This window comes from Pseudomonas sp. NPDC007930 (assembly GCF_042958985.1).
Classification (GTDB): Bacteria; Pseudomonadota; Gammaproteobacteria; order Pseudomonadales; family Pseudomonadaceae; genus Aquipseudomonas.
On sequence record NZ_JBIBKC010000003.1, the window covers coordinates 372430 to 393104 of the forward strand.

Annotated in this window: 22 protein-coding genes; 9 read left to right on the plus strand and 13 right to left on the minus strand. The window is 65.5% G+C overall.

What is annotated here, in order from left to right:
- Window positions 1-28 precede the first annotated feature (28 nt).
- The 6 genes from ACFZCE_RS09225 to mdoH all read left to right on the plus strand — a co-directional run bounded on the left by ACFZCE_RS09225 (window position 29) and on the right by mdoH (window position 7861).
- Window positions 29-877, plus strand: coding sequence for an ABC transporter permease subunit (locus tag ACFZCE_RS09225; protein WP_390938200.1), 849 nt, complete (start codon window positions 29-31; stop codon window positions 875-877).
- Window positions 874-1695, plus strand: a complete 822-nt coding sequence (locus ACFZCE_RS09230; RefSeq protein WP_390938201.1) for a betaine/proline/choline family ABC transporter ATP-binding protein — start codon at window positions 874-876, stop codon at window positions 1693-1695. The genes ACFZCE_RS09225 and ACFZCE_RS09230 overlap by 4 nt, the downstream gene beginning before the upstream one ends.
- A gap of 73 nt (window positions 1696-1768) precedes the next feature.
- Window positions 1769-2740: a prolyl aminopeptidase gene (gene pip / locus ACFZCE_RS09235; RefSeq protein WP_390938202.1), complete on the plus strand. Its 972-nt coding sequence runs from the start codon at window positions 1769-1771 to the stop codon at window positions 2738-2740.
- Window positions 2737-3174: a D-aminoacyl-tRNA deacylase gene (gene dtd, locus ACFZCE_RS09240; protein ID WP_390938203.1), complete on the plus strand. Its 438-nt coding sequence runs from the start codon at window positions 2737-2739 to the stop codon at window positions 3172-3174. Before pip ends, dtd begins: the two co-directional genes overlap by 4 nt.
- Window positions 3175-3492: 318 nt before the next feature.
- Entirely contained in the window at window positions 3493-5301 is a 1809-nt protein-coding gene (locus ACFZCE_RS09245) for a glucan biosynthesis protein (protein ID WP_390938205.1), read from the plus strand.
- Window positions 5294-7861, plus strand: a complete 2568-nt coding sequence (gene mdoH / locus ACFZCE_RS09250) for a glucans biosynthesis glucosyltransferase MdoH (RefSeq protein ID WP_390938207.1) — start codon at window positions 5294-5296, stop codon at window positions 7859-7861. The genes ACFZCE_RS09245 and mdoH overlap by 8 nt, the downstream gene beginning before the upstream one ends.
- 149 nt (window positions 7862-8010) lie before the next feature.
- On the opposite strand, the gene ACFZCE_RS09255 is transcribed toward mdoH, so the two are convergent.
- From ACFZCE_RS09255 to ubiE, 10 genes are all read right to left on the minus strand, one after another.
- Window positions 8011-9591 carry a methyl-accepting chemotaxis protein gene (locus ACFZCE_RS09255; RefSeq protein WP_390938209.1) on the minus strand — a complete coding sequence of 527 codons (1581 nt, stop codon included), beginning with the start codon at window positions 9589-9591 and terminating at the stop codon, window positions 8011-8013.
- Window positions 9592-9686: 95 nt separating this feature from the next.
- On the minus strand, window positions 9687-10394 hold the full coding sequence (locus ACFZCE_RS09260) for a 16S rRNA (uracil(1498)-N(3))-methyltransferase (protein ID WP_390938211.1): 708 nt from the start codon (window positions 10392-10394) through the stop codon (window positions 9687-9689).
- Window positions 10391-11179 (minus strand): twin-arginine translocase subunit TatC, encoded by a 789-nt coding sequence (gene tatC / locus ACFZCE_RS09265; RefSeq protein WP_390938213.1) that lies wholly within the window; start codon window positions 11177-11179, stop codon window positions 10391-10393. The genes ACFZCE_RS09260 and tatC overlap by 4 nt, the downstream gene beginning before the upstream one ends.
- Window positions 11176-11595 (minus strand): Sec-independent protein translocase protein TatB, encoded by a 420-nt coding sequence (tatB, locus tag ACFZCE_RS09270; RefSeq protein ID WP_390938214.1) that lies wholly within the window; start codon window positions 11593-11595, stop codon window positions 11176-11178. The genes tatC and tatB overlap by 4 nt, the downstream gene beginning before the upstream one ends.
- Window positions 11596-11598: 3 nt before the next feature.
- A complete protein-coding gene (locus ACFZCE_RS09275) occupies window positions 11599-11865 on the minus strand; it encodes a twin-arginine translocase TatA/TatE family subunit (RefSeq protein ID WP_390938216.1) in 267 nt (88 codons plus the stop codon).
- Between the two features lie 24 nt (window positions 11866-11889).
- Window positions 11890-12225 carry a phosphoribosyl-ATP diphosphatase gene (locus ACFZCE_RS09280; RefSeq protein WP_390938218.1) on the minus strand — a complete coding sequence of 112 codons (336 nt, stop codon included), beginning with the start codon at window positions 12223-12225 and terminating at the stop codon, window positions 11890-11892.
- Window positions 12218-12619: a phosphoribosyl-AMP cyclohydrolase gene (gene hisI, locus ACFZCE_RS09285; protein WP_390938219.1), complete on the minus strand. Its 402-nt coding sequence runs from the start codon at window positions 12617-12619 to the stop codon at window positions 12218-12220. Before hisI ends, ACFZCE_RS09280 begins: the two co-directional genes overlap by 8 nt.
- Window positions 12620-12667: 48 nt before the next feature.
- Complete coding sequence (gene ubiB, locus ACFZCE_RS09290; protein ID WP_390938222.1) at window positions 12668-14275, minus strand: ubiquinone biosynthesis regulatory protein kinase UbiB; 1608 nt, start codon at window positions 14273-14275, stop codon at window positions 12668-12670.
- Complete coding sequence (locus ACFZCE_RS09295; protein WP_390938224.1) at window positions 14272-14895, minus strand: SCP2 sterol-binding domain-containing protein; 624 nt, start codon at window positions 14893-14895, stop codon at window positions 14272-14274. Before ACFZCE_RS09295 ends, ubiB begins: the two co-directional genes overlap by 4 nt.
- The gene (gene ubiE / locus ACFZCE_RS09300; protein WP_390938226.1) at window positions 14895-15665 is read right to left on the minus strand and encodes a bifunctional demethylmenaquinone methyltransferase/2-methoxy-6-polyprenyl-1,4-benzoquinol methylase UbiE; all 771 of its coding nucleotides are present in this window, start codon (window positions 15663-15665) and stop codon (window positions 14895-14897) included. The genes ACFZCE_RS09295 and ubiE overlap by 1 nt, the downstream gene beginning before the upstream one ends.
- 113 nt (window positions 15666-15778) lie before the next feature.
- Here ubiE and ACFZCE_RS09305 point away from each other — a divergent pair, with 113 nt between their 5' ends.
- From ACFZCE_RS09305 to ACFZCE_RS09315, 3 genes are all read left to right on the plus strand, one after another.
- Window positions 15779-16054, plus strand: coding sequence for a polyhydroxyalkanoic acid system family protein (locus ACFZCE_RS09305; protein WP_390938228.1), 276 nt, complete (start codon window positions 15779-15781; stop codon window positions 16052-16054).
- 230 nt (window positions 16055-16284) lie between these two features.
- Window positions 16285-16719 (plus strand): phasin family protein, encoded by a 435-nt coding sequence (locus ACFZCE_RS09310; protein ID WP_390938230.1) that lies wholly within the window; start codon window positions 16285-16287, stop codon window positions 16717-16719.
- Between the two features lie 31 nt (window positions 16720-16750).
- Complete coding sequence (locus ACFZCE_RS09315; RefSeq protein ID WP_390938232.1) at window positions 16751-17458, plus strand: phasin family protein; 708 nt, start codon at window positions 16751-16753, stop codon at window positions 17456-17458.
- A 5-nt stretch (window positions 17459-17463) separates the two neighbouring features.
- On the opposite strand, the gene ACFZCE_RS09320 is transcribed toward ACFZCE_RS09315, so the two are convergent.
- Genes ACFZCE_RS09320 through phaZ form a run of 3 tightly spaced genes read right to left on the minus strand, consistent with a single transcriptional unit; the run spans window position 17464 to window position 20662 of the window.
- Complete coding sequence (locus ACFZCE_RS09320) at window positions 17464-18075, minus strand: TetR/AcrR family transcriptional regulator (protein WP_390938234.1); 612 nt, start codon at window positions 18073-18075, stop codon at window positions 17464-17466.
- Window positions 18072-19757, minus strand: a complete 1686-nt coding sequence (gene phaC, locus ACFZCE_RS09325; protein WP_390938235.1) for a class II poly(R)-hydroxyalkanoic acid synthase — start codon at window positions 19755-19757, stop codon at window positions 18072-18074. Before phaC ends, ACFZCE_RS09320 begins: the two co-directional genes overlap by 4 nt.
- The gene (phaZ, locus tag ACFZCE_RS09330) at window positions 19754-20662 is read right to left on the minus strand and encodes a poly(3-hydroxyalkanoate) depolymerase (RefSeq protein WP_390938237.1); all 909 of its coding nucleotides are present in this window, start codon (window positions 20660-20662) and stop codon (window positions 19754-19756) included. The genes phaC and phaZ overlap by 4 nt, the downstream gene beginning before the upstream one ends.
- Between the last annotated feature and the right edge of the window lie 13 nt (window positions 20663-20675).

Here is a 20675-nt window from a genome sequence, read left to right on the forward strand (position 1 = left end):
TCTAGCCAGAAGCCCAAGCGAGCCGCCCATGTTCCCCGACAGCCTTACCTTTTCCATTGCCGAGTGGGTCAACCGCGCCGTCGACCAATTGGTGGCGCGCTACGGTGACACCCTGCGCGAGGTGTCCGACAGCCTGCTGTGGGCGCTGGTGCGCCTTGAGGGCTTGCTGCGCGCCACGCCCTGGTGGCTGTTGTTGCTGCTGGCCGGGGCGCTGGCCTGGCACGCCAGCCGGCGTTGGTTCACGGCGCTGGTGGTGATGCTGCTGCTGTTTTTGGTAGGCAGCGTGGGGTTGTGGGACAAACTCATGCAAACCCTGGCGCTGATGCTGGTGGCCACCGCCCTGGCGGTGCTGCTGGGCGTGCCGCTGGGTATTCTGGCGGCGCGCTGGCCGCGCCTGCGCTGGGTGCTGATGCCGGTGCTCGACGTGATGCAGACCCTGCCCAGCTTTGTGTACCTGATCCCGGTGCTGATGCTGTTCGGCCTGGGCAAGGTGCCGGCGATCTTCGCCACCGTGGTGTACGCCATCGCCCCGGTGGTGCGGCTCACCGACCTGGGCATCCGCCAGGTCGACAAAGAAGTGCTCGAGGCCGCCAACGCCTTTGGCGCCACCCCGTGGCAGCAGTTGTTCGGCGTGCAGTTGCCGCTGGCGCTGCCGAGCATCATGGCCGGCATCAACCAGACCACCATGATGGCCCTGTCGATGGTGGTGATCGCCTCGATGATCGGCGCCCGCGGCCTGGGCGAAGACGTGCTCACCGGCATCCAGACCCTCAACATCGGCCGCGGCCTGGAGGCCGGCTTGGCGATCGTCGCGCTGGCGGTGGTGATCGACCGCATCACCCAGGCCTATGGCCAACCGCGCCGGCGAGGTGAATGATGGCCGCGATCGAGCTGCAACAGGTGACCAAGGTGTTCGGCCGGCAGCCGCGGTCGGCGCTCGAACTGCTCGCCCAGGGCCTGGGCAAAGACGAAATCCTCGCCCGCACCGGCTGCGTGGTGGGGGTGGCGGACGTTTCGCTGAGCATCGCCGCCGGCGAGTGTTTCGTGATCATGGGGTTGTCGGGCTCGGGCAAGTCGACCCTGGTGCGCCACCTCAACCGGCTGATAGACCCCACCCAGGGGCGCATCCTGGTCGGCGGCCAAAACGTGCTGGCGCTCAACCCCAAGGCCTTGCGCGAGTACCGCCGGCAGCAGGTGAGCATGGTCTTCCAGAGCTTCGCGCTGCTGCCGCACAAAACCGTGCTGGGCAACGTGGCCTATGGCCTGCGCCTGCGCGGGGGGCGCCCCGCCGAGTGCGCCGAGCAGGCCATGGCCTGGGTCGAAACGGTCGGCCTCAAGGGCTTCGAGCAGGCCTATCCGGGGCAGCTTTCCGGCGGCATGCGCCAGCGCGTGGGGCTGGCCCGGGCCCTGGCGGTCGACACGCCCATCCTGCTGATGGACGAAGCCTTCAGCGCGCTCGACCCGTTGATCCGCGCCGACATGCAAGACCAACTGCGCACGCTGCAGCAGCGCCTGCGCAAAACCATCGTGTTCATCACCCACGACCTCGACGAAGCCCTGCGCCTGGGCGACCGGATTGCCATCTTGCGTGACGGCAGGCTGGTGCAGGTGGGCACCCCGCGGGAGATCCTCAGCCACCCGGCAGACGCCTACGTCGACCGTTTCGTGCAGCGGCGGGCCTTCGCGGTGTTGTGAAGCACGCCTATCTCCCTGCCGCGATTAGGGTTTATGATGCCAACGGCAGAATCTTCCCCTTACGGAGCGTCTGATGCAGACCTTGTACCCGCAGATCAAACCCTACGCCCGGCATGATCTGGCCGTGGAAGCGCCCCATGTGTTGTACGTCGATGAAAGCGGGTCGCCGCATGGCTTGCCGGTGGTGTTCATCCACGGTGGCCCAGGCGCCGGGTGCGACGCCGCCAGCCGCTGCTATTTCGACCCCAACCTGTACCGCATCGTCACCTTCGACCAGCGCGGCTGCGGGCGCTCCACGCCCCATGCCAGCCTCGAAAACAACACCACCTGGGACCTTGTCGCCGACCTCGAGCGCATCCGTGAGCACCTGGGCATCGACAAGTGGGTGCTGTTCGGCGGTTCGTGGGGGTCCACCCTGGCGCTGGCCTACGCGCAAAAGCACCCTGAGCGCGTGCACGGGTTGATCCTGCGCGGCGTGTTCCTCTGCCGCCCGCAGGAAATCCGCTGGTTCTACCAGGAAGGCGCCAACCGGATGTTCCCCGACTACTGGCAGGATTACCTCGCGCCGATCCCGGCCGACGAACGCGGCGACCTGCTCAAGGCCTTCTACAAGCGCCTCACCGGCAGCGACCAGATCGCCCAGATGCACGCCGCCAAGGCCTGGTCGATGTGGGAAGGCCGCACCGCCACGCTGCGCCCCAACCCGCTGGTGGTCGACCGTTTCTCCGAGCCGTCGCGGGCGCTGTCGATTGCCCGCATCGAAACCCATTATTTCGTCAACAATGCCTTCCTCGAGCCGGATCAACTGATCCGCGACGTGCACAAGATCGCCCACCTGCCGGCGGTGATCGTGCATGGCCGCTACGACGTGATCTGCCCGTTGGACAACGCCTGGGAGCTGCACCAGGCCTGGCCGAACAGCGAGCTGAAGGTGATTCGCGACGCCGGCCATGCCGCTTCCGAGCCGGGCATCACCGACGCCCTGGTGCGCGCCGCCGACCAGATGGCCCGGCGCTTGCTCGACCTGCCCCTCGAAGAAGCATGAGGGGCCTGCTGCAGCGCGTGCGCGGCGCGCGGGTCGAGGTGGCTGGCGAGGTGGTCGGTGCGATCGACCACGGCCTGCTGGTGCTGGTTGCGGTCGAGCCGCAAGACACCCCCGCCCACGCCGACAAACTGCTGCACAAACTGCTCGGCTACCGGGTGTTCAGCGACGCCGACGGCAAGATGAACCGCTCGTTGGTGGATGTGCAGGGTGGCTTGCTGCTGGTGTCGCAGTTCACCCTGGCCGCCGACACCCGCAACGGCATGCGCCCGAGCTTTTCCACCGCCGCGCCGCCCGAGTTGGGCGCGCAACTGTTCAGCTACCTGCTGGCCCAGGCCCAAGCCAAACACCCCCAGGTGGGCAGCGGCCAGTTTGGCGCCGACATGCAGGTGCACCTGGTCAACGATGGCCCGGTTACCTTCATGCTGCAGGTATAAGAGGGCGGCGTATCGGCCACCCTTGGCCATGTAGTGGCCACCCATGCTGGCTACCCACCAAAAAAACCCGCCCACGCAGCAAAAAATGCGGTTTGTAGCTTAAATTGTTCACTTGCCCTGATGCGCTCTTTAGCAGGCTGCTAGATAATCGCGCGCCAGGGATTCACGGTTTTGCCAAACCGGGTAGGCTCGAAGTTCAAGCGTCCGGGGCTGGCCAAGGGAATCATTTAGCCCTTTGGGAGTCCGAACAATGCTCGCCAACCCGGCAATTTTCAGCTGGCCGTTGGTTCAATGATCTGTTTTCGGCGAGGGTAGCTCGTGATTGTTAGTCCTTGTAACAAAGAAAGAACAACTGCCGGAAGGCTATGGGCGGCCTTGCTGAGCGGGGCTGCTCTGGCGTGCCTGATGACCTCGGCACCGGCCTGGGCTTTCAGCCTGGACGACGTTGCCGCCAAGGCCAAAGACCTGGCCGGGCAGAAGTTCGAAGCGCCCAAAAGCAACCTGCCGCCGGCATTCCGCGACCTGAAGTTCGCCGATTACCAGAAGATCCACTTCCGCCGCGACAAGGTCGAATGGGCTGAAGACAAAACCCCGTTCAAGCTGTCGTTCTACCACCAGGGCATGCAGTTCGACACGCCGGTGAAAATCAACGAGGTGACCGCCACCACCGTTGAAGAGATCAAGTACGACCCGGCCCGGTTCGACTACGGTGACCTGCAGTTCGACCCGAAAACCACCGAAAACCTCGGTTGGGCGGGCTTCCGGGTGATGTACCCGATCAACAAGTCAGACAAACTCGACGAAGTCATGACCATGCTCGGCGCCAGCTACTTCCGCGTGGTCGGCAAGGGCCAGGTGTATGGCTTGTCGGCCCGTGGCCTGGCGATCGACACCGCCGCGCCGTCGGGTGAGGAATTCCCACGCTTCAAGGAATTCTGGATCGAAAAACCCAACCCCGAAGACAAGCAGCTGATCATCTACGCACTGCTCGATTCGCCGCGCTCCACCGGTGCCTACCGCCTGGTGCTGCGCCCGGGCAGCGACAGCGTGGTCGACGTGCAGTCGCGCATCTACCTGCGTGACCAAGTCAGCCGCCTGGGCGTTGCGCCGCTCACCAGCATGTACCTGTTCGGTGCCAATCAGCCGTCGAAAGTGCTCAACTTCCGCCGTGAGCTGCACGACTCCAGCGGCCTGGCGATTGCCAACGGCAACGGTGAGTGGATCTGGCGCCCGCTGAACAACCCCAAGCACCTCTCGGTGAGCAGTTTCACCATCGAGAACCCGAAAGGCTTCGGTTTGCTGCAGCGTGGCCGTGAGTTCTACCGCTACGAAGACCTCGACGACCGCTACGACAAGCGCCCGAGCGCCTGGGTCGAAACCCGCGGCGATTGGGGCAAGGGGACCGTCAACCTGGTCGAGATCCCGACCGGTGACGAAACCAACGACAACATCGTGGCCTACTGGAACCCCGAGAAGCTGCCGGAAAAAGGCCAGCCGCTCGAAGCCAACTACCGCATCCACTGGACCATGGACGAAGACGCCGTGCACTCGCCAGATGTAGCCTGGGTCAAGCAGACCTTGCGCTCCACCGGTGACGTGAAGCAGTCCAACCTGGTGCGCCAGCCTGACGGCAGCGTGGCCTTCCTGGTCGACTTCGAAGGGCCGAAACTCAAGGCCATGCTCGAAGATGCCCCGGTGCGCAGCCAGGTCAGCGTCAGCGACAACGCCGACGTGGTCGAGAACAGCGTGCGCTACAACCCTGAAACCCAGGGCTGGCGCCTGACCCTGCGGGTCAAGGTGAAAGACCCAAGCAAGAACGTCGAAATGCGTGCTGCCCTGGTGCAGGACGTGGTCAACCCCGACGCCAAGGCCGATGCCGCCAAGGAAGAAGCCGCCAAGGCCGAGAAGGCCAAGGAAGAGGCCGCCAAGGCAGAAAAAGCCAAGGCCGAGAAGGCCAAGGCCGACAAGGTCGCCGCGCAAGATCCCGCCAAGGGCGCGAAGGCCGACAAGCCGGCCGACGCCAAAGTTGAGCAGCCTGCAGAGGCTGCGCCCACCCCAGCCGAGCCGGTCAAGCAGGAAGAAGTGCTGACCGAGACCTGGAGCTACCAGTTGCCCGCCGATGACTAATCCACAGCAACAGCCAGAGTCGATCAGCGAATACCTGGCCCATCTGCCCCTGAGTGAGCAGCAGCGCGCGGAACTCTCGCGCTGCGGTTCCTTCGCTGAACTGCACGAGCGCCTGGCCGAGAAACCCTCGGCCGATGGCAACGCCCAAGCCTCGGTCGGGCCACGCCTGACCGTCGGCAGCGCCGCCGACCTGCACGAGCAAGAAATGCTCGTGCTCGACCCGGCCGGGCGGGTGAAGCTCAAGGCCACCCCACCGATCAACCGCACCCGCGTGGTGCCCGAGCCATGGAAGACCAACCTGGTCACCCGTGGCTGGCGGCGCCTGACCGGCAAGCCGCAAACCCCGCAGCCCACCAGCGACAAGCGCGACCTGCCCAAGGCCCGCTGGCGCATGGTCGGCTCGCTGCGCCGGTACATCCTGTTGATCCTGATGATCGGCCAAACGATTGTGGCCGGTTATTACATGAAGGGCCTGATGCCGTACCAAGGCTGGGCCCTGGTCGACCTGCAGGAGGTGGCCCGCCAGCCCATCCTGATCAGCGCCCAACAGGTGCTGCCGTATGTACTGCAAACCAGCATTCTGATCCTCTTCGGGATCCTCTTCTGCTGGGTGTCGGCGGGTTTCTGGACAGCCCTGATGGGCTTTCTCGAGCTGCTCACCGGCCGCGACAAGTACCGGATTTCCGGTGCCAGCGCCGGCTCCGAGCCGATCGAGCCGGGCGCGCGCACCGCACTGGTGATGCCGATCTGTAACGAAGACGTACCACGGGTGTTCGCCGGCCTGCGCGCGACCTTCGAATCGGTGGCCGCCACCGGTGACCTCGACCGCTTCGATTTCTTCGTGCTCAGCGACAGCTACGACGGCGACATCGCCGTGGCCGAGCAACAGGCCTGGCTTGATGTGTGCCGCGAGACCGGTGGTTTCGGGCGCATCTTCTATCGCCGCCGGCGCCGCCGCGTGAAACGCAAAAGCGGTAACCTCGACGACTTCTGCCGCCGCTGGGGCGGAGACTACCGCTACATGGTGGTGCTCGACGCCGACAGCGTGATGACCGGTGAATGCCTCACCAGCCTGGTGCGGCTGATGGAAGCCTCGCCAGATGCCGGCATCATCCAGACCGCGCCGAAGGCCTCGGGCATGGATACCCTCTATGCGCGCCTGCAGCAGTTCGCCACCCGCGTGTACGGCCCGCTGTTCACCGCTGGCCTGCACTTCTGGCAGTTGGGTGAATCCCACTACTGGGGCCACAACGCGATCATCCGCATGAAGCCGTTCATCGAGCACTGCGCGCTGGCGCCGTTGCCGGGCAAGGGTTCGTTCGCCGGGGCTATTCTTTCCCACGACTTCGTTGAAGCGGCGCTGATGCGCCGGGCCGGCTGGGGCGTGTGGATCGCCTACGACCTACCTGGCAGCTACGAAGAACTGCCGCCCAACCTGCTCGACGAGCTCAAGCGCGACCGCCGCTGGTGCCACGGCAACCTGATGAACTTCCGCCTGTTCCTGGTCAAGGGCATGCACCCGGTGCACCGCGCGGTGTTCCTGACCGGGGTGATGTCCTACCTGTCGGCGCCGCTGTGGTTCTTCTTCCTGGTGTTGTCGACCGCGCTGTTGGCGGTGAACACCCTGATGGAGCCGGCGTACTTCCTCGAGCCGCGGCAGCTGTACCCGCTGTGGCCGCAGTGGCACCCAGACAAAGCCATCGCGCTGTTCTCCACCACGGTGGTGCTGTTGTTCCTGCCCAAGTTGCTCAGCATCGTGCTGATCTGGGCCCAGGGCGCGACGGAGTTCGGCGGGCGCTTCAAGGTGACGGTGTCGATGCTGGTCGAGATGCTTTTCTCGATGCTGTTGGCGCCGGTGCGCATGCTGTTCCACACCCGCTTCGTGCTGGCCGCGTTCCTCGGCTGGGCGGCGGTGTGGAACTCGCCGCAGCGTGACGACGACTCCACCCCATGGAGCGAGGCGGTGCGCCGCCACGGTTCGCAGTTCGTGCTGGGGGCGCTGTGGTCGCTGCTGGTGTGGTGGCTGAACCCAAGCTTCCTGTGGTGGCTGGCGCCGATCGTGGTGTCGTTGATGATGGCGATCCCGGTGTCGGTGATTTCCAGCCGCACCAACCTCGGCCTGCGCGCCAAGGACGAAAAATTCTTCCTCATCCCGGAAGAGTACAACGTGCCTGAAGCGCTGGCCGCGACCGACCGCTACACCTACGAGAACCGCTACCACGCGCTGAAAGACGGCTTCGTGCGCAGTGTGGTCGACCCCCGCCAGAACGCCCTGGCCTGCGCCCTGGCAACCGCCCGGCACAAGCCTGGCCATGCGCTGATCGAGGGCAACCGCGAGCGCTGGATCGCCAAGGCGCTGGAAGGTGGCCCAGGTTCGATCAAGGGCAACGACCGCCTGGCGATCCTCAGCGACCCGATCGCCCTGGCGCGCTTGCACCAGCGTGTGTGGGAAGAACGCAGCGAGCCATGGCTGAAGGCCTGGCGTGACTCGCTCGCCGCCGACCCTCATGCGCCGGCGCTGCCGCTGCAGCCCGAGGTGCAGGCCGCGCAGTTGGCCTGATCGCCTCAAGGCTGGTGGGCCCTTCGCCCGGCACAGCCGGAGTGCCGGACCACGGCCTCCCACCAGGTTCTGTGTTGGCTCGTAAACCGAGCATTTACACATCTGGTGGGAGGCCGGCTGTGCCGGGCGATGGGCCGTCACAGGCGGCCCTACACCTTGAACCGCGCCACCATCCCCTGAAGCTCCGTGCCCAGCCGCGCCAGTTCCATGCTGGAGGCCGCGGTTTCCTCGCTGGCCGAAGCAGCCTGCTCAGACACTCCCCGCACATTGACGATGCTCTGGTTGATCGCCTCGGCCACCGCGCTTTGCTGCTCGGCCGCCGTGGCGATCTGCTGGTTCATCGACTGGATCGCCGATACCGTGCGGTTGATGCTGCCCAGCGCGGTACCGGCGCGGCGGGTGAGGTCTACGCTGTGCTCCGTCAGCGAGCGGCTGTTGCCCATGGCGCTGGCCGCTTGTTGGGTGCCGCTTTGCAGGCCGGCAATCAGGCCTTCGATTTCTTCGGTGGATTGCTGGGTGCGTTGGGCCAGGCTGCGCACCTCATCGGCCACCACCGCAAAGCCGCGCCCGGCTTCGCCGGCGCGGGCCGCTTCGATCGCCGCGTTGAGCGCCAGCAGGTTGGTTTGCTCCGCCACCGACTTGATCACCACCAACACCCCGCCGATCTTCTCCGACTCCTTCTCCAGCCGGCCCATGGCCTCGCTGGAGCGCTGCACCTCCAGCGCCAGGCGCTCGATCTGGCCCACGGCCTCGCCCACCACCCGGTCCCCTTCGCGGGCCTGTTGGTCCGCCGCGGTGGCGGCTTCGCTGGCCTGTTCGGCATTGCGCGCGACGTCTTGCACGGTGGCGACCATCTCGTTCATAGCCGTGGCCACCTGGTCGGTTTCAAGCTTCTGGTTGGCCACCCCGGCGCTGGTTTGTTCGGTCACCGCCGACAACTCCTCGGCGGCACTGGCCAACTGCCGCACGCCGTCGGCGATGCCGTTGATGAGCTGGCGCAGGTTCTGGTTCATCCGCGCGATGCTTTGCTGCAGTTGGCCCAGTTCATCCCGGCGTTGGCTGTTGAGGTTTTGCGTCAGGTCGCCATCGGCTACCCGGTTGACCGCTTCGACGGTACGCCGCAGCGGCAACACGATCTGCCGGGTGATCAGCCAGGCACCGGCCAGCCCCAGCAGCAGCGCGGCCAGCGCGCCGCCCCCGAGCAGCGCCTTGGCGCGGGTGCTGTCGCTGTCGCGCTTGGCGGTTTGCGATTGGGTGATCGCGCTACTGAGGTCGAGCAGTTGGCTGCCGATCGCTTGCATGCGGCCCAGGGGCTGCTGGGCATCGCCGCTGCCGCCCTGGTCGATGGCCACCAACGCGGCGAACTGGGCGCGGTAGTCGGCCACCGCGGCAATGAACTGGTCTGTGCGTTGCACGTCTTCAGGGGCAGTCAGCAGGGCGCGGGTTTGCTTGGCCACGCTGTCGGCGCTGTCGAGGGTGGCGCGCATGCTGCCGGCATGGGTGGCATCGCGGTTTTGCGAATAATTCAGGCGGTTGATGCGCATGTCGCGGGCCAGCGCGCCCATTTCGGACACCGCGGCCAGTTTGTCTCCACGCTCGGTTAAGGAAGACAACCCGGCCCAGCCGATCAAGGCGATCAGCACGGTCAGGCAGAGGATCAGGCCGAAGCCCAGGGCTAGTTTGTAACGTACGCTGAGGTCAGCGAACAGGCCTTCGGAAGAGGCAGGCATCATGAACTCCTTGTCGATGTGCAGATTCCACGCGTAGTGATCGGCGCAGGACAAGGAAACTGTAGACCAGCCTGATTCTTTGCTTGTAATCGCGCCTAGAACAGCCGCGCCAGCAGGGCGGTGACGGCGGTTTCAACGCGTAGAATCCGCTCGCCCATCTGCACCGGCGCCAGGCCTGCCTGGCCAAGCAGGTCGATTTCATAGGGGATCCAGCCGCCTTCCGGGCCGATCGCCAGGGTCACCGGCGCGCTTACGCCACGGGGGCAGGCCGGGTAGGCGCCGGGGTGGCCGACCAGCCCCAGGGTGCCAGCGGCCAGGGCCGGTAGGCGGTCTTCGACGAAGGGCTTGAAGCGTTTTTCGATGATCACCTCGGGCAGCACGGTGTCGCGCGCCTGCTCCAGGCCCAGCACCAGGTTGTCGCGGATGGCCTGGGGCTGCAGGAACGGGGTTTGCCAGAAGCTTTTTTCCACCCGGTAGCTGTTCACCAGGATCAACCGCGGCACGCCGAGGGTGGCGGCGGTTTGAAACACCCGGCGCAGCATCTTTGGCCGCGGCAGGGCCAGCACCAGGGTCAGCGGCAGCTTGGCCGGCGGCGCTTGGTCGAAGCTGACCAATAGCTCCGCCTCATGGGTGCCCAGCCGTTCGACCAGCGCTTCGCCCATCAGGCCGCCGACCCGGCCCACGCGCAGGCGCGCGCCGGCTTCGGTGCGGTGCACTTCATGCAGGTGGGTCAGGCGGCGGTCACGCAGCACCACGCGGTCGGCCGCGATGAAGTCGGCCTCTTCGAGCAAGAGCAGGTTCACGCGCGTGGCACAGGCGGTTTGCCGTCTTCGCTGGGGGCTTCGTCCGGGGCGTCGCCGCGCTTGCGGATCAGCCCACTGCACAACACACCCACTTCGAACAGCATCCACATCGGCACGGCGAGCAGGGTTTGCGAGAAGATGTCTGGCGGAGTGAGGATCATGCCGACCACGAAGCAGCCGATGATCACGTACGGCCGGGCTTTTTTCAGGTACTTCACGTCGACCACGCCGATCCACACCAGCAGCACCACGGCCACGGGGATTTCAAACGCCACGCCAAAGGCGAAGAACAGCGTCATGACGAAGTCGAGGTAGGCGGTGATGTCGGTCATCATCGACACCCCATCGGGGGTGGCCGAGGCGAAGAACTTGAACATCAGCGGGAACACGAAAAAGTACGCGAAGGCCATGCCGGCGTAGAACAGAAAGATGCTCGACACCAGCAGCGGCACCGCCACGCGTTTTTCATGCTTGTACAGGCCGGGGGCAATGAAGCCCCAGATCTGGTGGAGGATGATCGGGATCGCGATGAACAGCGAGACGATCATCGTCAGCTTGAACGGCGTCAGGAACGGCGAGGCGACGTCGGTGGCGATCATCGTCGCGCCGGCTGGCAGGTACTGGCGCAATGGCGCGGAAACGATGGTGTAGATCTGCTGGGCAAAGGAAAACAGCCCCGCGAACACCAGGAACACGGCCGCGACGCAGCGCAACAGGCGCGTGCGCAGTTCAGTCAGGTGCGAGACCAGCGGCATCGGCTGGTCGTGTTCGGGCAAATCGCTCATGGTGCTTTCGTCGAGTCGTGGGGCGCGGTGGGCGGCGTGGGCGCGCTGGGCGCCAGCGGCAGTTCGGCCTGTTGCGGGGCGGCGGGGTCGGCGGCCTGCGGTGCCGTGGGCACGCTGCCATGGCTACCCTCGGCGGGGTTGGCCGGTGGCGCCGCGGGCTTGTGCTCGGCCTCGGGGTTGAGGATTTTGCGCGCTTCCTGCTCCAGCGAAAGGATGTGCTCGTTGTGCAGTTGGCGGCGGATTTCATCCGCGCCGATCTCGCGCTCGATTTCGGTCTTGATCGAATTGAAGCTGCGCTTGAGCCGGCCAATCCACAGCCCGGCGGTGCGGGCGGCACCCGGCAGGCGCTCAGGGCCGAGCACCAGCAGGGCGACCAGCCCGACCAGCAACAATTCGCTAAAGCTGATCCCGAACATGGGTCAATCCTTGCGCGCTGGCTCTTCGACCTTGTGGTGCTGGCCGTCGATGGTGTGCGGCTGCTGGTTCAGCGGCGAGCTGGTTTGCGCGCGGGGTGGCTCTTGCGGCGGCTGCGGTTGGTCTTCTTTCTCGCCGTCGTTCATGGCCTTGCGGAAGCCCTTGATGCCTTCGCCCACGTCGGCGCCGAGGTTTTTCAGCTTCTTGGTACCGAAGATCAGCACCACGACGATCAGGATGACGATCCAGTGCTTCCAGTCAAAAATACCCATGGTCAATTCCTCGAATGTAATCGGTCAGGCGGACGGCGCGCGGGCGGCTTTTTCATCGTGGCCAGATAGCCCGAAGCGCCGGTCGAGTTCGTCCAGAACCGCCTGCGGATGCTGCCCCAGTTGGGCGAGCATCACCAGGCTATGGAACCACAGATCGGCGGTCTCGTAGATGACATCGCTGCAATCGCCGGTTTTCTCGGCGTCCTTGGCGGCAATGATCGTCTCGATCGACTCTTCGCCGAGCTTTTCCAGAATCTTGTTCAAGCCCTTTTTATACAGGCTGGCCACGTAGGAGGTGTCTGCCTCGGCGGCCTTGCGGCTTTCGAGCACGGCGGCCAGGCGGCTGAGAGTATCACTCATGGCTGTGCCCCGCATGGTAGATGGCGGCTGGGTCTTTGAGCACGGGCTCGACGGTGTTCCAGGCGCCGTTTTGCAGCACCCGGTAGAAGCAGCTTTCGCGGCCGGTGTGGCAGGCGATCTGGCCCACCTGCTCAACGCTGAGCACGATCACGTCGGCGTCGCAGTCGAGGCGCAGTTCGTGCAGGTGCTGCACGTGGCCGGAATCTTCGCCTTTACGCCACAGCTTGCCGCGCGAACGCGACCAGTAGATGGCGCGGTTTTCGGCCACGGTGAGGGCCAGGGATTCGCGGTTCATCCAGGCCATCATCAGGATGCGCCCGGTCTTGTGATCCTGGGCGATGGCCGGTACCAGGCCGTCGCTGTTCCAGTTGATCTCGTCGAGCCAGTCTTTCATGTTCTACTCCGAAACTCTTTCTATAGTGCCAGCCACCGCGGCCAGTGGCTATCCACGCACGACCAGATACAAACCGGTGGCCAGCATCACCCAGGCCGGCCAGGCTTGCAGGGTGTCGATCGCCGTGCCGCTGTTGGCCATCACGCCACCACCGGCGAGCAGGATGCCACCCACCAGCCGCAGCGCGAACACCCGGCTGCTGTGCTTCCACGGCGGTGGTGGGTCTTCATGGTGGGGCGCCGACATACGCTCCAGCAAGTCGCGGGCCATCCCGGCCAGGTACGGCAACTGCTCAAATTGTGACTGGGCATTACGGAACAGCCCTTTCGGGCTTACCCGCTCGCGCATCCAGCGCTCCAGGTACGGTTGGGCGGTGCTCCACAGGTCGAGGTCGGGGTACAACTGGCGGCCCAGGCCCTCGATGTTGAGCAGGGTTTTTTGCAGCAGCACCAGTTGCGGCTGCACTTCCATGTTGAAGCGCCGCGCGGTCTGGAACAGGCGCATCAGTACCTGGCCGAAGGAGATGTCTTTCAGCGGTTTTTCGAAGATCGGCTCGCACACCGTGCGGATCGCCGCTTCGAATTCATTCAGCTTGGTTTGCGCCGGCACCCAGCCCGAATCGATGTGCAACTGCGCCACCCGGCGGTAGTCGCGCTTGAAGAACGCGAACAGGTTGCGCGCCAGGTAATCCTGGTCTTCCGGGGTCAGGCTGCCGACGATGCCGCAGTCGATGGCGATGTATTGCGGGTCCCATGGGGTCACGGTGCTGACGAAGATGTTGCCCGGGTGCATGTCGGCATGGAAGAAACTGTCGCGGAACACCTGGGTGAAAAAAATCTCGACGCCGCGCTCGGCGAGCAGCTTCATGTCGGTGCGTTGGTCCGCCAGGGTGGCCAGGTCGGTGACCGGCACGCCGTAGATGCGCTCCATCACCAGCACTTTCGGGCGGCACCAGTCCCAATAGATTTGCGGCACGTACAGCAGCGTCGAGCCTTCGAAGTTGCGCCGCAGCTGGCTGGCATTGGCCGCCTCGCGGAGCAGGTCGAGCTCGTCGTAGATGGTTTTTTCATAGTCGGCGACTACGTCGACCGGGTGCAGCAGGCGCGCGTCGGCAGACAACCACTCAGCCAGCCGGGCGAGCAGGAACAGCCAGGCGAGGTCGCCGCTGATCACCGGCCTCAGGCCTGGGCGCACCACCTTGACCACGACTTCCTCGCCAGACTTCAGGCGCGCGGCGTGCACCTGCGCCACCGAGGCCGAGGCCAGCGGCTCGACATCGAAGCGGCTGAACACCTGGGTGATCTTCGCCCCCAGTTGGGCCTCGATCAGCTGCATCGACTGCTGGGGGTCGAACGGCGGCACGCGGTCTTGCAGCAGCATCAGTTCGTCGGCGATGTCGTTGGGTAGCAGGTCGCGGCGGGTAGACAGCAACTGGCCGAACTTGATGAAGATCGGCCCAAGGTCCTGCAGCGCCAGGCGCAGGCAAGCGCCGCGGCTGAGTTGGCGGTTGCGCCGCGGCAGCCAGCGCCAGGGCATGGCCAGGCGGAAGATGCGCAGCCACCACGGCAGCGGCAGGGCCAGGATCAGGTCATCGAGGCGGTAGCGAATGCCTACACGCAGGATACGGAACAGGCGGCGGACGGCGAGCAGCTTCATGCGTTCTGGCTGGAATCAAGGGTTCGGGACAGGCGCGCGAGGCGGGCCTCCAGGCGGTCGGTGGCAAGCTTGAGGGCGTCGAGCTCACCCAGGCGTGCTTCGGCTTCACGCTTTCCGACCAGGGTGCGTGCCTCTTCGTTCAGGTAATCGGCCAGGCTTTCGCGCAGCCGCCCGGCGCCTTGGGCCGCCCAGCGGCCGCGCAAGCGCAGGTGGCCACCGAGCAGCGCCGCGCCCACCGGGCCAAGCCAGCGGGCCAGCTCGTGCTCCCAGTCCAGCTCGAGGCTTTGCAGCACCGCCACCAGCGCCATCAACTGGCCGCTGTCGCCCTGCAGCTCAACGTCGGCGCTGTGCAGCACCGCAGTTTTGTCGCGGCGCACCGCCAGCTCGACCAGCCGGCTGGCCGGCGCGCGCAGTGCGCAACTGGCCGGGGCTTCCCAGTGGTTGGCGAGCAGGATGCCGTCGATACCCGGCAGCAGGTACAGCTTGCGCGCCGGGCGCAGGCAGTCGACCTCGATCACGCTGCCGGCCAGCGCTTGCAGGCGGGGCAGGGCAGTGGCATCCATGCGCAGGGCTCGGTTCAAGCCCGCCTCGGCGCTGGCCAGCAGGGCGCGTTCGAGCATCAGGGCTTGATACCCCGGTGCAGGGCCACGATGCCGCTGGTCATGTTGTGGTAGGTGACCCGGTCGAAGCCGGCCTGGCCCATCATCGCCTTGAGGGTTTCCTGGTCGGGGTGCATGCGGATCGATTCGGCCAGGTAGCGGTAGCTGGCGGCGTCGTTCGCCACCAGCTTGCCCACCAGTGGCATGAAGGCGAACGAGTAGGCGTCGTAGGCCTTGGCCATCAACTTGCTGGTGGGCTTGGAGAACTCCAGCACCAGCAGCCGGCCGCCTGGCTTGAGCACCCGCAGCATCGAGCGCAGGGCGTCTTCTTTATGGGTCACGTTGCGCAGGCCGAAGGCGATGGTCACGCAATCGAAGTGGTTATCGGGGAACGGCAGCTTCTCGGCGTCGGCCTGCACGAACTGCACGTTGCCGGCCACACCGAGGTCGAGCAGGCGGTCGCGGCCCACTTTGAGCATCGAGGCGTTGATGTCGGCCAGTACCACTTCACCGGTAGGGCCCACCAGTTGCGAGAACTTGCGCGCCAGGTCGCCGGTGCCGCCGGCGATGTCCAACACCCGGTTGCCCGGGCGCACGCCCGACAGCTCGATGGTGAAGCGCTTCCACAAGCGGTGCATGCCGCCGGAGAGCAGGTCGTTCATCACGTCGTACTTGGCGGCGACGGAATGGAACACCTCGGCGACTTTTTCCGCTTTCTGGCTTTCGGGTACGCTTTTGTAGCCGAAATGGGTGGTGGGTTCGGCGTTGCCGCCTTTGCGCTCTTCAGTCATTTCGCTGTCACCGGAAAAAATTACCGGCCATTCTAATCCCTGCGCACAAGCTTTGTCTGCGACCACGCCGACACCGCTAGAATAAGCGCCTTGATAATTGACCGAGGTGGCCGATGAGCCAGATTACCGTTGAGCGCGAACACCAGTTGGGTTACAGCGTTGCCCATGAGCGCGCTGAAAAGCTGGTTGACAAGCTCGTCAGCAAATACGACATCGAGGCCCAGTGGGCAGGTGACCACGTGCAGCTCAAGCGCAGCGGCATCACCGGGCAGGTGCACGTGGCCGAAGACAAGGTCAAGGTCGAGTTGAAGCTGGGCATGATGCTGTCGATGATGGCGCCGATGATCGAGGCGGAGATCAACAAGGCGCTGGATAAGTATTTGGGGTGAGCCCTTCGGGAAGGGGCAAGGGGCAAGTGGCAAGTGGGGGGCGGGTTTTGCTTTTGCTTTTGCCTTTGCTTGCCGCTTGCCGCTTGCCGCTTGCCTCTCGCCCTCTCTCCCTTTCAGCTTGCTCCTGCCCAAATTAGGCCGCCCTTTCTAATTTCCCCATCTACGCTGCACCGTTGAACGGGCCATTCACGCCCGGCAACCTTTGATCATCCTGTTCAAGGAGGTGCAGCATGGCAACCCTGACCCTACGCAAAACCGTGTCGGTGCCCACCGAACCCGTCGAAAAAGCCGCGCGCCAGGCGCGCTCGTACACCCGCAAGCTGTTCCTCGCCGGCCTCGGTTTTTACGCCAAGCTGGGCCGCGCCGGGCTGCACTATGCCCACGAACTGATCAAGGCCGGTGAAGGCGTGGAGAAGCGCGGCAAGCAGTGGGTGCGCAAGGAAGGCAAGGTGCTCGAGGCCGAGGTGGAACAGGCCAAGCTCGACGTGGTCAAGACCGAAGGCCGCCTCGAGGCGCAGGTCAGCCGCCTGGAAGACGCCTTCGATGCCCGCGTGGCCGGTGCCCTCAACCGTATCGGCATCCCGGCGCGGCGTGACATGGACGCCCTCTCGGCCAAGCTCGATGAGCTCAAGGCCTTGGTAGAGCTGGCTGCCCGCAAAGGTTGAGCCCCCACCACTCGCAACAGTGAGGAACCCCATGGTTAGCAAGAAGAAACTCGAAAAAGAAGCCGGCGGCTGGGTTGCCGGCATCGAAAAGTACTCGCGGCAGATCTGGCTCGCGGGGCTGGGCGCTTATGCCAAGGTCAGCAGTGACGGCAACAAGCTGTTCGACAGCCTGGTCGAAGACGGCGAAAAGGCCGAGAAGATCGCCCGCGACGAAGTCGACAGCGTGAAGGCTGGCACCAAAAGCCGCGTGGGCGGGGTGAAGGAAAAAGCCCTGGGCAAATGGAGCGAGCTGGAAGAGGCCTTCGACAAGCGCCTGAACAGCGCGATATCGCGCATCGGCGTGCCGAGCCGCCACGAGGTGGCCAGCCTGCACCAGAAGGTCGACAGCCTGACCCGGCAGATCGAAAAACTCACCGGCCATTCGATGAAGGAAGTCACCCCGGCACCGACCGTGGCGCGCACCGCGCCGCTCAAGCCGGCACCGGCGAAAAAACCCGCGAGCAAGGCCGCGGCGAGCAAACCGGCCAAGCCGGTGCCCAAGCCGGCCGCCAAGGCTGCGCCAAAGCCCGTGGCCAAGGCCGCGCCGAAACCGGCCGCGGCCAAGCCAGCGGCGCCGAAAAAGCCCGCGGTGAAGAAGCCTGCCAGCGCCAAGCCAGCCACCTCGGCCAGCAGCGCCAACTCGGCCAGCAGCCCGGCGCCGGCGGCCACCCCGCCCAGCACGCCTTCCGCCAGCGCCTGAGGCGCCTAGCGGGCGTAGCTCAGCGCCAGGGTTTCCACTTCCTGGCGCGCCGGCGCCGCCAGGTGCGGGGCCAGCAGTAGCATCATCTGGTGCACTGCCCGCCCCGGGTCTGGTGGCTGGCCGAACACGCGCTGGTAATCCGGGCTAAACACCAGGGTGAACAGCAATTGCTCCTCCAGGGCCGCGCGCGCCTGGCCGCTGGCGCTGAGTGTGCCGCCCGCGTGCAAAGCGCCGAGCACCCGCCCCAGCGCCTGGCGCAGGGTCGCCAGCCACTGGCGCAAGCCACGCGCCAGTTTCGGCATGCGCCCAGCCAGGTTCGACAGGTCCTGGAACAAAAAGCAGTAGCCGGCCATGCATTCGGCCAGCAGGTGGAGGAACAACCACAGCTCTTCGGTGGCCAGCCGCACCCCGCCCGGTGGGTGCAGCAGCGGCGCGGTGTCGGCGCGAAAGCGCTCGAACAGCGCCTGCACGATCGGCTCTTTGCCGTGGTAGTGGTAGTACAGGTTGCCCGGGCTGATGCCCAGTGCCGAGGCGATCTGCACCGGCGTGACATTCGGCTCGCCTAGCTGGTTGAACAAACCCAGGGCGCATTCGAGGATGCGCTCGGTGGTTTTCATCGGCCCTGTACGTAACTGCCCGGCGCGGCCTCCAGCACCGGAAACTTCTCGCTGCCGAGGGATTGCACCGGCTCTTTGGTGGGGCCCGAGCGCTCTTGTATCCAGCCCAGCCATTCCGGCCACCAACTGCCCTCGTGCTCCTTGGCGTCGTAGTACCAGGCGCGTGGGTCGGTGGGCAGCTTGGGGCTTTCCATCCAACTGGCATTGGCCTTGCCGGGCGGGGTGAGGATGCTCTGGATGTGCCCGCCATTGGCCAGGATGAAGCGGTGCCCGCTGCCGCCGAGCAGCAACGAAGAGCGGTACACCGAATCCCAAGGCGTCACGTGGTCGTTGATGCCGGCCACGCTGAAGGTCTCGACGTCGACCTGGTTGAGGTCAATGGCGTGGCCGCGGATCTCCATGCCGCCTTCGCGGGTCAGCGGGTTGTGCTTGAAGAAGTCCAGCAGGTCGCCGTGCAGCGCCGCCGGCAAGCGGGTGTTGTCGTTGGTCCAGTAGAGGATGTCGTCCGCCGGCGGCTCTTTGCCCAGCAGGTAGTTGTTGATCCAGTGGTTCCAGATCAGCTCGTTGGGGCGCATCCAGGCGAACAGCCGGGCGATCTCACCCCCCTCCAGCACACCCTTTTGGTAGGAGCGGCGCTTGGCGGCTTCGAGGGTTTCTTCGTCGAGGAACAGCGACGCCGGGCTGTCGATGTAGCTGTCGAGCAGGCTGACCAGGTAGGTGGCGCAGTGCACCCGCCCGAGCTGGCGCTTTTTCGACAGGTAGCCCTGCAGCAGCCCCATGGTCAAGCCGCCAGCGCAGCCGCCCAGCAGGTTGAGGTCACGGCTGCCGGTGATCGAGCGGCAGGCGTTGAGGGCTTCTTCCAGCGCCTCTACGTAGGTGGAAAAGCCCCACTCGCGGTGCCGCGCCTCGGGGTTGCGCCAGCTGACCATGAACACCTGCAGGTTGTGCTTGAGGGCGTATTGCACAAAGCTGCCGGCCGGGCTGAGGTCGAAGATGTAGAACTTGTTGATCTGCGGCGGCACGATCAACAGCGGGCGCTTGTGTTGTTTCTCGCTCATGGCGCCGTACTGGATCAGCTCCAGCACCTCGTTGCGGTACACCACCGCGCCGGCGGTGGTGGCCAGGTTCTTGCCGATCTCGAACGCATCGCGGCCGACCTGGCGCGGCAGGCCGTGGTTGTGCCGCAGGTCGTCGAGCAGGTGCCCGGCGCCGCGCAGCAGGCTCAGGCCGCCGGAGTTGAACAGCTCCTTGACCGCCAGCGGGTTGAGCAACGAGTTGGTGGGCGAGAACGCATCGTGCAGCAAGGCGAACATGAATTGCGCGCGCAGGCGCTGGTCATCCGGCATGCCGCTGTCTTCGATCCACTCGCGGACTTCTTTTTGCCAACTGAGGTAGGCCTGCAGGCCACGCCGGTACAGCGGGTTGAGCGACCATGAAGGGTCACTGAAGCGGCGGTCGCGGGGGTTGGGCTGGTGCAGGCTCTCGCCCAGCGCGACCTTGCCCAGCTGGCTGCCCAGGTTGAGCGCATGGCGGGCGGTGTGCAGCGGGTGGCGCAGGCCGTGGCGGGCGACGCTGCCGAGGGTTGAGAGCAGGTCACGGCTAGACAGCCCGGTAATCGCGCTTTGCGCATTGATGAACGCGGCCGGTGAATGCACGGTGGCCTTGATGACTTTGTCCTTCATTTGGCGGCACTCCTGGGGCGTTCGGGTTTATGCACAACGGTGCTGGGCTTGGTCGCGGCCTGCCCCGCCGGTTGCGGGTGCACCACCGCGCGGTCGCGCTCCTCGTCGAGGAAGTTCATGATGATCGGCGCCACTGAGCCGGCCCGGGTGATCAGGAACAGGTGGCCGTCATCGATGATGTGTAGCTGGGCATTGGGGATGCGCCAGGCCAGCAGGCGCATGTTGATCAGCGGGATCAACGGGTCGTCGTCGCCGGCCAGCACCAGGGTCGGCTGGTGGATGTGGTGCAGCCAGTGCACGCTGGTCCAGCCCAGGCCGGCGAACAGTTGCCAGTAGTAGCCCAGCTTGCTGGTCGAGCGCACCTTGCTGGCGTGGGCCATGGCCAGGTCGGGCTCGCGGCGAAAGCTGCCGCCGTAGATTTCCGGGGCGATGCGCACGGTGTGCGAGGGCTGTATGTAGCGCCGTGGGCTGGCCATCAGCATCAGCACCCGTGGCTTGCCGGGGACCATCACCGCGCCGGCCGAGGTGGCCGCCAGCACCAGCTTTTTGCAGCGCTCGGGGTGGTCGTGGGCAAACTGCTGGGCCAAGGCGCCGCCCCACGACACCCCCAGGGCGTTGACCTGGCCGTAGTCGAGGTAATCGAGCATGCGCGCCGCCAGCCGGGCCAGCCCGGGAAAGCGATACGGCAGCCGCGGCGTGCTCGAGCCGCCCACCCCCGGCACGTCGAAGGCGATCACCTCGAGGTCTGGGTCGAGCGCGGCAACGAAGGGGAACACCAGCTCGAGGTTGGCGCCGATGCCGTTGAAGATCAACAGCGGCGTCAGCCGGCCATTGCCCGGGCGTACCGCGGTGCGAATGGCCTGGCCGTCGATGTCCACCGTCCTGAAGACGTACGGTAAGGGCATGGGTGCGATCCTT

Excerpts from the sequence above, each read along its gene's own strand:
- tatB (WP_390938214.1), bottom strand. The coding sequence starts at position 11,595 with ATGTTCGGGATCAGCTTTAGCGAATTGTTGCTGGTCGGGCTGGTCGCC.
- ACFZCE_RS09255 (WP_390938209.1), bottom strand. The coding sequence starts at position 9,591 with ATGCCTGCCTCTTCCGAAGGCCTGTTCGCTGACCTCAGCGTACGTTAC.
- mdoH (WP_390938207.1), top strand. The coding sequence starts at position 5,294 with ATGACTAATCCACAGCAACAGCCAGAGTCGATCAGCGAATACCTGGCC.
- phaC (WP_390938235.1), bottom strand. The coding sequence starts at position 19,757 with ATGAAGGACAAAGTCATCAAGGCCACCGTGCATTCACCGGCCGCGTTC.
- dtd (WP_390938203.1), top strand. The coding sequence starts at position 2,737 with ATGAGGGGCCTGCTGCAGCGCGTGCGCGGCGCGCGGGTCGAGGTGGCT.
- ACFZCE_RS09275 (WP_390938216.1), bottom strand. The coding sequence starts at position 11,865 with ATGGGTATTTTTGACTGGAAGCACTGGATCGTCATCCTGATCGTCGTG.
- ACFZCE_RS09280 (WP_390938218.1), bottom strand. The coding sequence starts at position 12,225 with ATGAGTGATACTCTCAGCCGCCTGGCCGCCGTGCTCGAAAGCCGCAAG.
- tatC (WP_390938213.1), bottom strand. The coding sequence starts at position 11,179 with ATGAGCGATTTGCCCGAACACGACCAGCCGATGCCGCTGGTCTCGCAC.
- pip (WP_390938202.1), top strand. The coding sequence starts at position 1,769 with ATGCAGACCTTGTACCCGCAGATCAAACCCTACGCCCGGCATGATCTG.
- ACFZCE_RS09295 (WP_390938224.1), bottom strand. The coding sequence starts at position 14,895 with ATGCTCGAACGCGCCCTGCTGGCCAGCGCCGAGGCGGGCTTGAACCGA.
- ubiB (WP_390938222.1), bottom strand. The coding sequence starts at position 14,275 with ATGAAGCTGCTCGCCGTCCGCCGCCTGTTCCGTATCCTGCGTGTAGGC.
- hisI (WP_390938219.1), bottom strand. The coding sequence starts at position 12,619 with ATGAAAGACTGGCTCGACGAGATCAACTGGAACAGCGACGGCCTGGTA.
- ACFZCE_RS09315 (WP_390938232.1), top strand. The coding sequence starts at position 16,751 with ATGGTTAGCAAGAAGAAACTCGAAAAAGAAGCCGGCGGCTGGGTTGCC.
- phaZ (WP_390938237.1), bottom strand. The coding sequence starts at position 20,662 with ATGCCCTTACCGTACGTCTTCAGGACGGTGGACATCGACGGCCAGGCC.
- ACFZCE_RS09310 (WP_390938230.1), top strand. The coding sequence starts at position 16,285 with ATGGCAACCCTGACCCTACGCAAAACCGTGTCGGTGCCCACCGAACCC.
- ACFZCE_RS09305 (WP_390938228.1), top strand. The coding sequence starts at position 15,779 with ATGAGCCAGATTACCGTTGAGCGCGAACACCAGTTGGGTTACAGCGTT.
- ACFZCE_RS09230 (WP_390938201.1), top strand. The coding sequence starts at position 874 with ATGATGGCCGCGATCGAGCTGCAACAGGTGACCAAGGTGTTCGGCCGG.
- ACFZCE_RS09225 (WP_390938200.1), top strand. The coding sequence starts at position 29 with ATGTTCCCCGACAGCCTTACCTTTTCCATTGCCGAGTGGGTCAACCGC.
- ubiE (WP_390938226.1), bottom strand. The coding sequence starts at position 15,665 with ATGACTGAAGAGCGCAAAGGCGGCAACGCCGAACCCACCACCCATTTC.
- ACFZCE_RS09320 (WP_390938234.1), bottom strand. The coding sequence starts at position 18,075 with ATGAAAACCACCGAGCGCATCCTCGAATGCGCCCTGGGTTTGTTCAAC.